The organism is Scopulibacillus cellulosilyticus, assembly GCF_042665295.1.
GTDB classification, from domain to species: domain Bacteria; phylum Bacillota; class Bacilli; order Bacillales; family Sporolactobacillaceae; genus Scopulibacillus_A; species Scopulibacillus_A cellulosilyticus.
Genome location: NZ_JBHTCO010000002.1, coordinates 40656 through 56925, shown reverse-complemented (window position 1 = coordinate 56925; position 16270 = coordinate 40656). Strand labels below are relative to the sequence as shown.

Sequence of the window (16270 nt, the reverse complement as noted above, 5' to 3'; positions counted from 1 at the left end):
GCTATTCCCTCTATCCTTGGGCATCATTTTGTGAAGTTTTTCTAATCGAATTTATTCTATAATTTTTTTGCAAGTGAATCCTTTTTTAGTTCAAAATCAAATTTTTTTGCATTTTTATAACTGGATTCATCATCACTATTCGAAGCTTTTTTAAATTCAGGAAAGGAAGTATATTCTTCTTCTTTCCAAATCCATATCCCCTTTTTTCCTTTTTCTTTATGAAATACATTCTTCTTTAGTTTATTTTCTTTATTTGTTTTAAAATAATTAGCGACAAATATGCGGGATGGTCCAGCTGTCAAAGTATTTTTTTCTATCACGTTGTTTTTTATATCATACTGTAATAAAAGCTGGCCCCCGTCTAAACCCTTTGTGTCATTTCGATAAATAATATTTTGATAGATAAAGGAATTTTTAGTACCTCCCCGTTTTTTATCATACCCTCCAATTGAAATGCCAGTGAAAAAGTTATTATATAAAATATTGTTTAAAATTTTAATATGATCAGCATACTTTTTAGGATGCTCTGAGGTTGCTTCTATTCCGATATCGCTTTTATAAACAGTATTCTTTGCAATGGTTATATTTTTCCCGCCATCTACATAAATTCCTCCTGCAGAATACTCTTCCCCATAAGCCGGGTTGCCAAAAGAGGATATTTCATAAATTTTATTACTATTTACAACTCCATTACGTACAAAGTCAGCTTTTTTATCATTAGAGGTGCCTTCGTAACCAATCAGATCAATACCGATATTATCATTCCGGCGAACCAGGTTATTTTCCACCTTAAAACCGTCAATATTTCCATTAAGAACAAGAGATTCACTGGAACCAAGCTTTAAATCTTCTACTGTATTATTCGAAATATTTATATCCCTCATTGCACCTGTTCCGTATATTGCGATTCCATGAGCATTACCATCTTCAGCAAGTGTTTTTATCCGGTGTACATGGTTATTTTCTAATGTGATATGACTGCTAGAACCTGTTACATAAATCCCCATGACTGTTTCATCTGATAAATCAGTCGTTAAATCCTGTATCGTTAATCCGCTAATAGTAAGATAATTTTTATTATTAATCGTAATTAAGGATGTATCGCCTTCAACATCCTTTAGATTTTTTCCACTAAGGACCACCTTATCCTTTTTATATGCTCTAAAAATTATTGGTTTTGATTTTGTTCCACTATGTTTTACGACAAGTTTTTCATTGTAAGTTCCTTTTCTTATGAAGACGGTCGTCCCTGCTTTAGCTTCAGAAGCGGCTTTTTTAAGTGTGCGAAAGGGCTTTGATTTTGTTCCATCATTTTGATCATCTCCATTTACAGCTACATATATAGCCTTATCTTTTTTCTCATTAGCATTATTTAATGCCAAAACAATTATGATAGCAGCAGCAGCCAAGAGAATTAAAATAATTTTTTTCATTTAATCATTCCTTATTGATAATATTTCATATCTTTCATACTGCTCCGGGATTAACGAAAATGCAATTATTATCATTAACAAAAATTTTATAAGGAAAGAAACAAAATAAGGAGTTGTACTAGAGGGGATTTAATTCAACAAGAAATCTTATGAAATAGATAAAAAATGTTAAAAAAGCACCAGAAAAAAGGGAAGTTTACGGTACAATCAATGATTAGGGTTTCTGTATCCTTTGTGAAATCATTGATAAAGAGAAAGGAGAAGTGCGATATGTTGAAAAATAACAAAGCAACGAACAGTAAAATTCTTCGTTTACTGGTGCCGCAATGGCAAAGCGACTACAACCCGCCATGTTGGATTAAATGAATGGTCTGCCGAAGAAGAGAAAGTCATGAACCAGTTTCACTTAAGTGCCGTGACGCCGGAAGAATTAGTAAAAGACAGTTCATCGGTACTAAGTTGGTTAGAGAATTTAAATCCTTCAAAAGTATTTATTCATTTTGATTTAGACGTCCTTGATCTTAGAGAGTTTCGCTCTCTATTAGCAGCCAATCCGGATACGTATGAAGAGATGCTCAAAAAAGCGCCGAAAGCATCCAGCATGGAAACAATTATACGTGTTCTCCAAGATGTCACAAAAGCGCATGATGTTGTCGGCTTGGGAATAACAGAACATTTTCCATGGGATGCTTATCACTTACAAAATATGTCGCAGCGTATTCCATTATTTGGTAACATCAACAAAACAGATAAAGCACCGTACAACTGGTCTCTCTAATTTTCTACTGCAACAAGAGGTTCCCCGATGCGGGGGACCTCTTGTTTTAGAATCATCTACAGATTGTTACGATTGCAAAACTGTTTCGGTGTCACTCTATAGCGATTCCAGAAGAGACCACTATTCCTTTTATTTTTTCAGACTTTATTCTCCAAGCCCTTCAGATTTAAAAATATCTTCAATGGCTTTAAGCGCTTCGTCTGCATCGGAGCCTTCAGCAGTAATTTTAACTTTAGCGCCTTTTTGAATGCCTAAAGCCATAACGCCCATAATGGATTTTAAATTAGCTTGTTTGCCGTTGTAATCTATCGTTATGTCTGAACCAAATTGGCTAGCTTTATTAACTAAAGCTGTTGCAGGTCTTGCATGAATACCAGAATCGCTAGTTACTGTAAATGTTTTTTCAGTCATTATAATTACTCCCTTACTTGTCAATTAGCTTATTATTTAAATAATAGGAAAGAAAGATACATAAATATCAAAAAAACTAGAAGTGAAAATAAAATAGAAACAAATAGTATAGAATGGTTAGACGGAATAAAAAGTCCTTCCTGGATTTCCCTTCTTTTCCTCGTGTATTGAATAGTAGACAAGACACCAATTATAAACCCAACAACACAAGCAATTATTCCAAGAAGTATCGCCAAAATATTAATGGTAGGAATCGAACTGATTTTAATCGTAAAGTGTAAAGAAGTTGTTAAAAAGCCAACACCTATAATAGATATAGCAGTCCGAATCCATGCCAAATAAGTTCTTTCATTTGCTAAATGTTGCTGTGCACATTTTACACTTTCTTCCGGTTGTCCTTTGCCTTTTTTTAAAACTTCCATAATAGATAGTTAAATCTCCTTTTAGTAGGCCTAGTTACCTATTACAAAGATGATTTTATGATTTCGGTACATTTTTCCATCGATAACGCATCGGTGTCAAACGTATCGGTGTTAATGCATAAATCATATTCACTCATCTTTCCACGCTCAATGTTTGAAAATGATTTATAGTAAAACTTTCTTTGCATAACTTGGCCGGCAATAAACTTTGGTGCATCTTTTTCAGCAATTCCACTAACCCGCATGCAGCGTTCTATTTTCTTGTTCATATCTGATGTATAACAATAGACATTTAAAAAATCCACTTTTCCTCTCAGTACTATATCTGCACCTCTCTCCATAAGGATACAAGGGCCTTCCTTGACTGTCTTAAAAATAGCTGAGGAGTATGCTTTAAAAATCTTAAACGGCAGATCAGCGTCTAAATCTAATACGTTTCCATTAAGTTGTGAAGATTCATCAAATACGATACTTCCTAATTTTTCATCATAATCTCTTAGCACCTTTTCATCGATATCTGAATCCCTTGCTGCTTTGATTAACAAATCATCCTCACCATAAAATTTTAATCCCAATTCTTCTGAAAGACATTTTCCTAACAACCTTGCACCGCTGCCAAATTCACTAGTCAATACTATATACCTTTTTGTCATCATACCATCACCTATCAATCTAAATCTTCCCCATTTGATTCAATAACCTTTTTATACCAATAGAAGGAATCTTTTTTCATTCGTTTAAATGTACCATTTCCATTATCATCAACGTCAACATAAATAAAGCCATATCTTTTTTTCATTTCACCGGTACTTGCAGAAATGATATCAATTGGACTCCACATTGTATAACCCAACACAGGAACCCCGTCAATATCAATTGCGTTCTTCATTTCTTTAATATGTTCCCTTAAATAATCAATGCGGTACGTATCATGTATTCTTCCATCCTTTTCAACTTCATCAACAGCGCCCAACCCATTTTCCACAATCATGAGAGGGATTTGATAACGGTCATATAAGAGATTCAATAAATAACGAAGACCCTTTGGATCAATGGCCCATCCCCAATCACTCATTTGCAAGTGAGGATTTTTGTAACCTGTTTTAACACCATTAAGTCCTATGAATTTTAAATTTGTTTTCTTTCCAACCACATGAGTCATATAAAAACTAAACGATAAGAAGTCAACTTTTCCTCTCTTTAATTCTTCTAAATCACCGTCTTGAATAGGTAAAACGATTCCTTCACGCTCAAATTCTTTTAATTTATAGGCTGGATAATAACCACGACATTGAACATCACTATAAAATAACATTTTATGCATAAAATCAGCAGTTGCTTGCATATCTTCCGGGTCACTGCTATTTGGATAAGCAACATGTCCACAATACATCATTCCAACTTTGTTTTTCGGATTAATTTCATGAGCCATTTGTACAGCTTTAGCACTAGCTAGAAATTGATGGTAGGCCGCAGTCATTATTGTTTGATCATCACCAGAATTTATCCCGCCAGCCATCCATGGCTTTGTTGACATGACGTTAATTTCATTAAATGTAAGCCAATACTTAACTTTTCCTTTGTATCTATTAAAAATCGTTTTGCAAAAACGTAAATAAAAATCGACAATTTTACGGTTTTCCCATGAACCATATTTTTGTAATCCTAGTGGTGTTTCAAAATGAGATATTGTTACTAAGGCTCTATACCATATTGTAGGCATGTATCAAAGACTACATCATAATGCTTTAATCCTTTTTCATTAGGTTCCTCTTCATCTCCATTTGGAAAGATCCTTGACCAAGCAATGGACATGCGATAACATTTAAATCCCATTTTTGCAAACAAGGCTATGTCTTCCTTAAAACGATAATAATGATCAATAGCAGTATGGCTAGGGTAATACTTTCCTTGAACTACACCATCTGTAATTTCTCTTGGAATACCATGAGCCCCTACTGTCATCACATCTGCAGTGCTTAATCCTTTTTCATCACTTAAATATGCCCCTTCACATTGATTGGCAGCAGTTGCACCACCCCATAAAAAGTGCTTTGGAAAACCCATTCTTTAATCTTCCTTTCTATTTATAGATTAGTTGCTTATTAAAGCAACTAACCCCATCGTTAGTTTGCTAATTTAAGTTTTTCCAATTTAAGTAAAGACTCTCCAACTTCTACAAATTTTCCAGTAATACCTGAGACATCTAAATAATCTTCTGAATTTGTCACAATAAATGGTGTAATGATGTCATAACCTTCCGCTTTAATTCCCTCAATATCAAATTCTAATAATAAGTCCCCTTTCTTAACTATTTGGTCTTTTGTCACCTTTGGCGCATAATAACGGCCACCCAATTTAACTGTATCAATTCCAACATGAATAAGAATTTCTGAGCCATTTTCACCTGTAATCCCAATCGCATGATTAGTATTAAATAAGGCTGTTACGGTTCCATCAACTGGTGCATATATTTTCCCCTCTTCAGGAATAATTGCTATACCTCTCCCCAAAATTCCTTCTGCAAATACAGCATCACTTACCTCTTTAAGTTCAACTGATTTCCCTTTAAGAGGGGAATAGATCACATCATTCTCAACATTATTTTCAACAACTTCTTTTATTGTTTCTGTATTATCTGTTTTATCTTTTTCAGCTTTTTCAACTGGTTCTTTTATTGTTTCTGTATTATCTGTTTTATCTTTTTCAGCTTTTTCAACTGGTTCTTCTTTAATGCCAAGAATAAATGAAACTACAAATGAAATGACAAATGCCAAGACACAACCAATTACTGCATTAATTAAAACAAAGAATCCGTGTGGACCAATATAAGCAGGAAGTGACTCGATGCTTGGAGATACTTGAGCGAATCTACGAACACCCATAATTCCAATAAACAAACCCGCAGCACCACCGCCAATTATCGAAGCGATTAACGGCCTTTTGTATCGTAAGTTAATACCATACAATGCAGGTTCTGTTATACCTAAAATAGCTGTGATACCTGTAGAAGAGGCTAACGTTTTAATACTTGCATTCTTTGTGCGAAAGGCAACAGCCAACGCTGCACCACCTTGGGCAATATTTGAAACCATCATTCCTGGCCCCGCAACTGTATCATAACCTTTTGTAGCAAGCATATTAATACCGATTGGAATCAGCCCGTAATGCATACCTGTCATAACTAATAATGGAGTAAACGCACCGACTAATGTCGGAACAAGCCAGCTTACATGTGAGTCTAGGAAAGTAAAAATCACTCCTAGTCCAATGCCTAAATAGTTTCCAAGAGGTCCGATAACAATCAATGTTACCGGAGCAACAATTAGTATTGTTAATAATGGCACTCCAAAGATACGAATGGTCTTCGGAATAATTCTATTAGCAAATGGTTCAACGTAAGACATAAACCAAATCGCTAAAATAATCGGAATAACAGTTGTTGAATAAGTAGCAAGACCAACTGGGAGTCCCATAAAATCTATACCTTTTCCAGTTTGTTTTGCTGTGGTCACCATTGAAATAAACGTTGGGTGCAATAGAATGCCACCAATGACCATCGCTAAATATTGGTTTACCTTAAATTTCTTAGCCGCTGTAGATGCAAGAAGGATTGGCAAGAAATAAAATCCTGCATCACCCATAAAATTTAATATTTGAAAATTTTGTGATTGGGGTGTTATCAATTTAAAGGTAATTAATAGTGTCACTAATGCTTTTAACATACCGGCACCGGCCAGTACTGGGACAATCGGAGTAAACATACCGGCAATGGTATCTAATACTTTTGCAATTGCACTTTTTTCATCATCTTCATTTGAATTATTGCTGCTTGCATCACTGAGATTCCCTAATTCGACAAGCTGGTTATATACATCGGAGACATCAGTTCCAATAATGACTTGATATTGTCCGCCTTTGTTGACAACTCCAACAACACCTTTAGTGTTTTTAATTGAATCAGTATCTGCTTTTTGATCATCTTTTAAATTAAAACGCAAACGTGTTGCACAATGTGTAACCGATGAAACATTTTCTTGACCACCGACTTTTTCTAAAATCGTTGCGGCTAGATTTTTGAAGTTCATATTTTTCCTCCTCCCGCTTTAATATTTTCTACCAGCTTAGTATAGCCTATCTAGAAATTCCCCTTTAAGATCAAAATAAAAAACCTAAACTGACTTTTAGTACAGATAAAATTATCGTACAAATATAGTCAATTTAGGTTTTGCCTGATTAAACAGTAACAATCCCAGCTCATATATTTAGCTTTTTTTACTCCTAATACTTGTCTGTATTTTCTCCGTTTATGTTGATACAGAAAACTATCTTCTCCTTTCATCAAAGTCACCAACTGTTAGGGAGTTTTTTTCGGATGCATACTTTTTGGGAAATAAAAAACCTGAACTGATGTAGAAACACACAAGATATTGTGTCCCTATCAGTTCAGGTTATGCCCTGTTGGTAACATTCCTGATTAGAATAGTTATTTTATAAAAATAATATATCAAGATCTTTTCAAAATGTCAACGCTTTCCTTGTAATTTTTTAAAAGCTCTAATAGGATTGAAACTTTGTACTATTAGCAAATTTTTTTAAGTACAATTATTTAACTCTTGGCGTTGTGTAACGCGTTGCAGATGCAAAGTGAGATACACTTTCTCATCATCAGAAACTATCCAGTTATACTTTTCCTTTACATAGTTCGATATCTTTTCACTGCAATGATACGCCTTTCTGTATTTTTGTTTAACCTGTTCAAGCATAAAGTCATCCGAACTATCTTTGGTTCTTTCCTTTCGAATCAGCCTAAGTGCGAAAAAACGTAAATGAGTCAAAAAACGTTCATAGTTTATGGAGCCCTCATCAATTTCCATCTGATAATGGTATTTTACAATAGTTATAATGTCATTGACCATTTTCGTCACCTGAACGACTGCAGGCATATTTTCGCCAGAAATCTGGCTGTTAACCAAATGTAAGGTAATCGAAGCCGCCTCATCTTCAGCCAATTGAACCCCTGTATCATTCTCTATAATATCTAAAGCCTTTAATGCAATTTGATATTCCTGTTTGTAGAATTTCCGAATTTCCCATAAAAGAGCATTTTTCAACTGAATCCCCTGCTTATATCTACTTATCGCAAAACTCAAATGATCAGTGAGTGCAACATACAAATAGTCGTCTAATTTATAAGGAAGTTGGGATCTTGCGTATTCCAATATTTTATATGAAATGTCCAAGTACTGTTCAGAGGTTTCTTTCAAAAGGCTCGCCAGTTTATCTGAGATTCCGTGGTCTTCCAATACAAATGTCTTTTCAACTTTTGATGTATCAATGGAATCTCCAACCTTTTTTTTTAAAAGCAAGCCCCCTGCCCATAACAACAGTTTCTTGTTTTCGTTTATTCATTGTAACGACGACATTATTGTTTAATACCTTCTTTATTTTCATCTACGCCCCCCCTTTTTCGCAATTCTTTCATCCCAATCTATTCTGTAACACAAAAAACCTAACCTTGCATAAAGAATAACGCTTCCGTTATTCTTTCGCAAACTTAGGTTTTGCCTGCCGAACAGTAACAATCCAATTATTAAAATGTAAATGGTTACTTTTATATTTACTACATTACTTTATCCTTGTCAAGAACTTACTTATATGGAGAAAATGATATTCATACACGGTTGTTCTTGATAATGATGATTAGTTGTTTTAGACACACCATAATTACCCATAGTTGACGGTATTGCCTGTCCAAATTATGATATTGCGCAACATATCCACGTAGTCCGAGCAGTCAATTACCGTAGTATTGTCGTTGGCAACCCCCCTTTCTTTGAAAATAATGAAATAATAAAAAAGAGAAACAAATACCACTTAGCTAATTTTTCTTTAAGTAACGCACCCGTTGAAGTGTATTTATTTACAAAGATCACACTTTTTAATAATACATTATTTCCCAATAACAATCGATAATTTATAGTTTGCATACTCGTTTAAGGCTTTCAAAAAATCATTCAATATTTCATTAGAAGGAAATTGGCATTCAAGAAGATAACAACCGTCTCCACTAATTTTATAGTTATTGATTATGTGTTGTTCTTGTTTTTTTATGAACGACAAATAAGGCTGATGATAAATGCTTTGCGTAATGATTGTAATAAAAGCATGTATAAAACACCCCAATTTAACTCGATTAACTTTAATTGAATAACCTTCAATCACTCCTTGATCCTCTAATTTCGCCACTCTAGCTGAAACAGCTGGCCCAGTCAAATGGACTTTCTCACCTAATTCTTTCATCGTGAGCCGACTGTTCTTGGATAGTTCATCTAAGATACGCATGTCGGTATTATCTAACATTTATTTACTCCTTTCATTAATAAAGTCAAACAGACAAAAGACTTTATTTAATCTATGTATTTATCAATGGGTCATACTTTAGAATATACATTGTTCAAAGAAAATTCTCAAAAAAAGGAGCTAATGAATATGAATATACACCAAATTCGTAATGCAACAATAGTCGTTGAATACGCGGGGAAAAAGTTTTTAATCGATCCAATGTTAGCAGAAAAAGGGTCTTACCCACCTTTCCCAAATGCACCAAGACAAGATCAAAATAATCCTTTGGTAAGCTTGCCAACACCCATTGACAATATTATTCAAAATATTGATGCAGTCATCGTTACTCATCTGCATTATGATCATTGGGATGATGCTGCTAAAGAAGTATTACCAAAAGAGATCAAAATATTTTCCCAAAATGAAGGAGATGCGACAGAAATTCGAAACGCAAATTTCCAAAATGTAGAGGTTTTACAAGAGGATACAATCTTTGAAGGTATCCAATTAATTAAAACAAAAGGTGAGCATGGAAGAGGCGAAATCCTAAATCATGCTGGTCTAGTATGTGGTATTGTCTTCAAACATCCAACAGAGAAAACATTATATGTTGCTGGAGATACGGTGTGGTATAAAGCAGTTCAAGAAGTCATCGACACACATAAACCAGAAATCATTGTGGTAAATGCTGGAGATAATCAATTCTTTGAGGGCGGTTCTCTTGTCATGGGGAAAGATGATGTCTATGAAGTCTATAAAGCTGCTCCTAACGCAAAAATTATTGCTGTACACATGGAAGCTGTAAACCATTGGGCTTTGTCCAGAGAAGAATTAAAGAGCTTTATTAATGAAAAAGGAATCGCATCTAATGTGTTAGTACCAGACGACGGTGAATCTTACAAATTTTAGATAAAAAACGGACTAAAATGCAGCTAATTTTAAATTAAAGAGGGATAACCATGTCAGTTAAGGCTAATAAAGAATTGGTTCGTCGTTTTTATGAAACGATTGAACAAGAAAACATGAGGCACTTAACGATTTCTGCCATAAAGACTTTGTATTTTATCCGCAAGTTGATAAGCCGTTTCCTGGTGTAGGAGGTTTTATAAAATCAGAAAAGATAAACTTTGGTGCTTTTCCATGCTTCAAAATGCCGATTAAAGCCATAATGGCTGAGGGTGATCAAGTAGCAGTTTACTTCATATTTGAAGGTGCGTATACAGGTATCCCATTCCATGGTGTTCCCGCAATGAGAAAAACCGTTAAATTCTCTCTTATGATGCTGTTACGAATTGCTTAGGACAAGATCATTGAGAAAAGATCACATGTTGATGTGAATGACATTCTTCGCCAGTTGCTTCTTTATAGGATAAAACTGTGTAATATTACACCAAGAGACTCTTTAAGGTTCTTTTTATTAGTCTAGGACTATGAATCCAACATTTATATTGAGTTCGTATCCTAATTTTCCTGACGCTATCCCGTTGTGAACCTACGTTTTTTGGTAAATACCCCTAAAGGGTACCTGTAATTCAAGATGATTAAAAATAGTTAAAAAAACTGAAGAGGAGGTTCTCTTCAGTTTTTAAAAATTGACATTATTCCTCTACGCTTACTATTTTGCTTTGTACATTAATAACACCGGTAAGCAGTCCATCATGAAAACTACTAAATAACAACAATTCACCGAGTGTTTCAAGTCCCCTAAATGGTTTGTCTAATTTTTGACCTAATTTCCCTTCACATGCCGTACGAACCCAAGCTGGCTGTTCCTTTAAAAGTTTAAGAAGTTCTTCTTTTGATGGCGGCTGTTCAGTCCAATCAGATGGACTTGTATCCTTTGCAAAATAAGCCAAATATTTATCAGAAAGATTTTCAGAATACGAGCGAAAACCGTTGGCTAACAAGTCCTGGATAGTTAAAATATGGCCTGCATTCCAACGTATGTTGTTTCTAAAGCCCCCGCCGTGACGAAAAAACTTTCATCCTCGGCTACGTGCACTGAATACAGGGCATATTTGGGATTTGGTTGCCGGTACTAAGGAGGGCGAACATTGACTGCCTGCAATAACTGTCGCATACGCGCCGCGACCTTACCAGTCAGGGTATCTTCGCCCCCTCCCTCATGAACAATTTGGTCCAAGTCCTGAATGAAAGACTCAAGTTCAGAGTTTATCGTTAACAGATACCACCTTAAGTTAAATTTTATAAAATACCCTACCATAGTATGTGTACTATATTTATGCTAGTTTTCAATGATATTAGCTGCATATTACTTTAGTTTTATAAAGTTGGGTTTCCTAAGTGTTATTCAACTAGAAAACTATTTTGTAAAATGTTCAAGAGGAATGGGTTATTTAGTGTTTTGGATTACCTCTTTTTTGCATTAGTTAACATAAAGATGTGATGACATCACTTTGAATCGTTCGATTCTCCTTGCTTCTGTGAGTGGATAAACAGAAGCGCCAATAAGGCACCTGCAAATGCTACTATGCCGGACCAGAAGAATGCTTGCTGAAATCCCTTGTTCAGTGCGAAAACTGAGTTTTCTGCGGTACTGGAGTTCGCTGTCGATGCTGCAATGGCAACCATTATGGCAAGACCAATTGCTGATCCAATTTGGTAATTCGTATTGTATAACCCTGATGCAAGACCTGATTTTTCCGATTCGACTTCTGAAACGGATGCTGTTGTAGCAGGTAAATAAGCAAGCGCGTTACCAAGGGCTGCTATTAACGAAGCCAGCAACACATTAGTCCAATAGTTTCCATCTACTGAAGCAGTTTGTGAAAATAAAACGGCTCCACCCCCAAGTAAGATAAATCCAGCAACCATGGTTTTTTTTATTCCGAATTTATCCATTACTTTTTCCGCTATAAATATCATGAAAATCGCCATAAATATAGGCATTGGAAGTAATGCCATTGCACCTGCAAATGGAGAAAGCTTTAAGACCTGCTGCAAGTATAAAACAAGAATATAAACCATTGGAAACCATGATGCTGCAATTAGGAAAACGGAAACGTTACCTATGGACAGGTTAGGCGTCTTAAAAATATTAAGTGGCACAAGTGGTTCTTTTACCTTGGACTGTAAGAAAATAAATACAATAAACAATACGACCCCAATAACCAATGGCAACATTGTATTGAGTGACTGCCAACTACTATGCTCTGCTGTCACAATTCCATAAACAATTAACATGAGAGAAACAGTAACTAAAATGGCACCTGTATAATCGACACGACCAGTTGTTTTACGTACTCTTTTTTGTAAAAGCAACGGAGACAAGATTAAAACGAAAGCCCCCAGTGGAACATAGATCAATAATGTCCAGCGCCAACTTAGTAAGTCTGTAAGAACACCACCAAAAACGATACCTAAGGCTCCACCTGCTGCTCCCGAAAGCCCCCAGAAAGCGAGTGCTTTACCCATTTCTTTGCTATTGGAAGCAAACAGGAGCATTATCATAGAAAGTGCAGCCGGAGCTATTAAAGCAGCCCCAATTCCTTGAACTGCCCGAGATATGTTTAGACTCATTTCGCTCCAAGCTAACCCTGCGAAGAGTGATGCTACAGTTATAATAATTACACCCAAATTAAATATACGTCGATTTCCGAAAAGATCGGCTAACCTTCCTCCTAATAGTAATAGTCCTCCAAAGAAAATAAGAAAGGCACTCATTACCCATTGTAAGTCTTCTTGACTATAACCAAGCGCTTCCTTGATAGATGGTAGAGCAATTTGAATGATAGCAGCATCCATCATAACAAGGAAATTTGCAAAGCATAATAAAGCAAGTGCTTTCCAGCGCTTCGGATCTGGCTGCGCAATTGACTGTGAATATGTTGACATGATTCTATCTCCTCCAATTTTTACGGATCAATTTTTGATTCATTTTAGCAATGCAGAACAAACATGTAACTTCCGTCAAAGACAAGATGAATTTTTGCTGATATATAGTGAACACATGTATTTGTAATTAAAAATTTTGACTCAACAATAGATGTATTCGATAGTAAGAAGTCTCCATTATGCGCGCCTCTTTTCATTATGGAATTAGTACAACATCTTCTTACTAATGTGATTTTACCATACCCCCCTATTGTATGTAAATGATTTTAAAAAGCCAGCGAAAGAAGAAATTTCTTTACTAGCGATTTATTTAGTAGTAACAAACTTTTTTATCAACAAGTCAACAGTTAGTTACACACTTGGTATTGGTGTAAACCTGCTGTTTTTTGTATCATGATCCCTCATTGTTGTGAACCTGCGTTTTTCTGCTGAATACCCTAAAGGGGGTATCTGTAATTCAAGATTATTAAAAGTAGTTAAAAAAACTGAAGAGCAGGTGCTCTTCAGTTTTCAAAATTGACATTATTTATTTGTGCTTACTATTTTGCTTTGTACATTAATAACACCGGTATGCAGTCCATCATGAAAACTGCTGAATAACAACAATTCTCCGAGTGTTTCAAGTCCCCTAAATGGTTTGTCTAATTTTTGATCTAATTTCCCTTTACATGCCGTACGAACCTATGCCGGTTGTTCTTTTAAAAGTTTAAGAAGTTCCTCTTTTGATGCCGGATGTTCAGTCCAATCTACTGGACTTGAATCTTTTGCAAAATAAGCTGAATATAGAATATGAAGAAACATTAAAAAAGGTTTATATCTAATAGGAAGTTACATGATCCGAATTAAACTTGTATTCACTTGTTAATATAGTTATAACACTTGTATTTGTTGTATCATTGTTTGATTAAGTAAACATTTATTTTCCTAATCATGCTATAATAAAAGCGCCATTAGGACTGATTTTACCGTATTTTACTCCAATAGATGGACAAGTGACTTGGTGTAAAATCCGTGCCATTCTTACCGTCTTTTTCACTGTATTTCGATAGCAGGGGCTTAGCGCCTGACCATCCTTTTCAAAGGATGGTAGATTGTCATTAAAAAGGAGGACTCGAATTGAATCTAGATAACAATAACAACGAATCCCCATCTTCAGAACATGACGTTAAGGTCATTGATTTTCTTGAAGAAAAGGAAAAATCCAAAGTAAAAGAAGGACTGAAATGGTTGCGAATGGCTATTGATGCCGGAGATACAGGGGCAATGAATGAAATGGCTTATATTCTATTGACCGGTAAAGGCGTGGAGCAAAATTTGAAAGAAGGGGAAAAATGGTTACGTCAATCGGCGAATTGCGGTGATCTATGGGCCATGTTGGATCTTGCCATTCGTTTGCTCGATGGTGACGGACTCACCCAAGATTCGGTCGAAGGGGAAAAATGGCTGAGGGAAACGGCGGAACGTCAAGATGCAATTGCAATGAGAGTCCTTGGATATCGGTTACTGGAGGGAATGGGTTTAAAACAAAATCGACAAGAGGGAGAACAATGGCTTCGTAAAGCTGCACAATTACAAGAGCCAGTTGCCATGAGGATATTAGGTGTTCGACTGCTAAAAGGAGACGGCCTTGATAAAAATGTGGAGGAAGGAGAAATTTGGTTAAAAAAAGCAGCAGAGACCGGCAATCCGACTGCTATGAGAGAATGGGGGAAATATTTAATCAGAGGTTTTTAAAGCGGTCGTTGTTACTTGTTGGCGCTCCAGCTAAAAAATGCGGAAAATTTACGTTAAGGATATTTCAAAACTTAAAAAGGCTATTTATATTGAGATTTTGAATTTGAGACGTTTTTTTGCTATATATTATTTGAATTTAATTAATTTATTTTTTGTTTCAATAACCTGCGTTTTCAAGACTAGTTAACCCTTAGAGTAAGAAAAATCAACTCTTTTCCATCCATAAATTGGCTTAGCGTATTGTTTCCGCGAAAATCTGCCTGCCCCCATATAGAGCAAACTTTTACTCCTTTTCCTTATAAAAATTTCTTGAATCTTTGCATCAAGGCAGGCAAATTTGTAATTAGGAATAGTCCCAAGCATGATGATCAAGATTTTACATATCCCAGAAATCTTTATAATCAATTGATTTATCATCCTTTTTCATGTATTAATGATTTTACGAGCATTTTTCATGCTTGGTTCATGTCCTTCCGGCTGACATAGCCGGCTTATTGTACTTTTACCTGCTTTGCTTTCCTTAGCGATTTCTTGTTGAGGTATTGAATTTTTATTGAGATATTTCATAGTCCAGACAATTGTGCTTCAATGATTGAGAAAGGTTGGTTATCTTGTAAACTTGAAAGCAAAGACCAAACGGATGTGCACCGTTTGGTCAGGGTGTCACCACTGACTGACTAAAATTTCATTAAAAAGTCTGGGATGCTTAGGAAAGGAAATCAATCAAATCTATCGTAAATTTTTTAATGCACCGCTCCATGCAATCGTTTGATCTAACATAGCATTGACATTAGTAAGGTGTAAATCAGCTGGCTTAAATGTTGTGAAATTTTCAAAGTCTGTAAATATTGATAATGCTGGATGTACGCGAACGTCTGCAACTAGTAATTCGCCTAAGATGCCACGCAAATGTTCAGCTGCACGAGCTCCACCAGTTGAACCATAACTTACGATCCCTGCCGCCTTGTTGTTCCATTCATCTCGAACGGAATCAAGTGCATTTTTTAACGCACCCGTAATACTATGATTATATTCTTGTACAATAAACACGAATCCATCTAAGCTTGAAATTTTTTCAGACCAAGCTATTAATCCCGGTTCTTTACCAGTCCCTTCCCCAACAAATGGCAATTTAAAATCTGCTATATCGACGATTTCATAATTTGCGTCTCCTCGTGTATCAGCGATTTTTTTTACCCAAATTCCTACTTGTGGACTTACGCGTCCCTGACGTGTGCTTCCTAAGATAATTCCAATATTTAACTTTCCCAATTTAATCCCTCCTAGTTAAT

12 protein-coding genes and 4 pseudogenes are annotated in these 16270 nt (G+C 35.5%); 5 read left to right on the top strand and 11 right to left on the bottom strand.

The window, feature by feature from the left end; genetic code table 11:
* Positions 1 to 56: 56 nt before the first annotated feature.
* Entirely contained in the window at positions 57 to 1433 is a 1377-nt protein-coding gene (locus tag ACFQRG_RS01340) for a DUF1565 domain-containing protein (protein WP_380962850.1), read from the bottom strand.
* Positions 1434 to 1824: 391 nt separating this feature from the next.
* Between ACFQRG_RS01340 and ACFQRG_RS01335 the strand changes: the two genes are divergently transcribed.
* Positions 1825 to 2211, top strand: a complete 387-nt coding sequence (locus tag ACFQRG_RS01335; protein WP_380962848.1) for an arginase family protein — start codon at positions 1825 to 1827, stop codon at positions 2209 to 2211.
* Between the two features lie 144 nt (positions 2212 to 2355).
* On the opposite strand, the gene ACFQRG_RS01330 is transcribed toward ACFQRG_RS01335, so the two are convergent.
* The 7 genes and pseudogenes from ACFQRG_RS01330 to ACFQRG_RS01300 form a co-directional block, all read right to left on the bottom strand.
* Positions 2356 to 2622: a phosphocarrier protein HPr gene (locus tag ACFQRG_RS01330; protein WP_380962846.1), complete on the bottom strand. Its 267-nt coding sequence runs from the start codon at positions 2620 to 2622 to the stop codon at positions 2356 to 2358.
* Between the two features lie 32 nt (positions 2623 to 2654).
* Complete coding sequence (locus tag ACFQRG_RS01325) at positions 2655 to 3044, bottom strand: YidH family protein (protein WP_380962844.1); 390 nt, start codon at positions 3042 to 3044, stop codon at positions 2655 to 2657.
* Positions 3045 to 3085: 41 nt separating this feature from the next.
* A complete protein-coding gene (locus ACFQRG_RS01320; RefSeq protein WP_380962842.1) occupies positions 3086 to 3715 on the bottom strand; it encodes a cytidylate kinase-like family protein in 630 nt (209 codons plus the stop codon).
* Positions 3712 to 5111: pseudogene (locus tag ACFQRG_RS01315) on the bottom strand (glycoside hydrolase family 1 protein). The gene ACFQRG_RS01320 and the pseudogene ACFQRG_RS01315 overlap by 4 nt, the downstream one beginning before the upstream one ends.
* A 59-nt stretch (positions 5112 to 5170) precedes the next feature.
* Positions 5171 to 7132 (bottom strand): beta-glucoside-specific PTS transporter subunit IIABC, encoded by a 1962-nt coding sequence (locus ACFQRG_RS01310; RefSeq protein WP_380962840.1) that lies wholly within the window; start codon positions 7130 to 7132, stop codon positions 5171 to 5173.
* Positions 7133 to 7639: 507 nt separating this feature from the next.
* Positions 7640 to 8498 (bottom strand): annotated as a pseudogene (licT, locus tag ACFQRG_RS01305) (BglG family transcription antiterminator LicT).
* Between the two features lie 498 nt (positions 8499 to 8996).
* Positions 8997 to 9407: an Lrp/AsnC family transcriptional regulator gene (locus tag ACFQRG_RS01300; protein WP_380962838.1), complete on the bottom strand. Its 411-nt coding sequence runs from the start codon at positions 9405 to 9407 to the stop codon at positions 8997 to 8999.
* A gap of 129 nt (positions 9408 to 9536) precedes the next feature.
* Here ACFQRG_RS01300 and ACFQRG_RS01295 point away from each other — a divergent pair, with 129 nt between their 5' ends.
* The 3 genes and pseudogenes from ACFQRG_RS01295 to ACFQRG_RS01285 all read left to right on the top strand — a co-directional run.
* Entirely contained in the window at positions 9537 to 10298 is a 762-nt protein-coding gene (locus ACFQRG_RS01295) for an MBL fold metallo-hydrolase (protein WP_380962836.1), read from the top strand.
* 50 nt (positions 10299 to 10348) lie between these two features.
* Positions 10349 to 10486 carry a hypothetical protein gene (locus ACFQRG_RS01290; protein WP_380962834.1) on the top strand — a complete coding sequence of 46 codons (138 nt, stop codon included), beginning with the start codon at positions 10349 to 10351 and terminating at the stop codon, positions 10484 to 10486.
* Positions 10465 to 10689, top strand: a pseudogene (locus ACFQRG_RS01285) (ester cyclase); the annotation flags it as partial. The gene ACFQRG_RS01290 and the pseudogene ACFQRG_RS01285, both read left to right, overlap by 22 nt.
* Before the next feature lie 298 nt (positions 10690 to 10987).
* Here ACFQRG_RS01285 and ACFQRG_RS01280 read toward each other — a convergent pair.
* Together ACFQRG_RS01280 and ACFQRG_RS01275 are read right to left on the bottom strand one after the other, a co-directional pair.
* Positions 10988 to 11338, bottom strand: a pseudogene (locus tag ACFQRG_RS01280) (DinB family protein); the annotation flags it as partial.
* Between the two features lie 463 nt (positions 11339 to 11801).
* The gene (locus ACFQRG_RS01275) at positions 11802 to 13244 is read right to left on the bottom strand and encodes a DHA2 family efflux MFS transporter permease subunit (RefSeq protein WP_380962832.1); all 1443 of its coding nucleotides are present in this window, start codon (positions 13242 to 13244) and stop codon (positions 11802 to 11804) included.
* A 1116-nt stretch (positions 13245 to 14360) separates the two neighbouring features.
* Here ACFQRG_RS01275 and ACFQRG_RS01270 point away from each other — a divergent pair.
* A complete protein-coding gene (locus tag ACFQRG_RS01270) occupies positions 14361 to 14978 on the top strand; it encodes a tetratricopeptide repeat protein (RefSeq protein ID WP_380962830.1) in 618 nt (205 codons plus the stop codon).
* A 729-nt stretch (positions 14979 to 15707) separates the two neighbouring features.
* On the opposite strand, the gene ACFQRG_RS01265 is transcribed toward ACFQRG_RS01270, so the two are convergent.
* Complete coding sequence (locus ACFQRG_RS01265; RefSeq protein ID WP_380962828.1) at positions 15708 to 16250, bottom strand: NADPH-dependent FMN reductase; 543 nt, start codon at positions 16248 to 16250, stop codon at positions 15708 to 15710.
* Positions 16251 to 16270 lie beyond the last annotated feature (20 nt).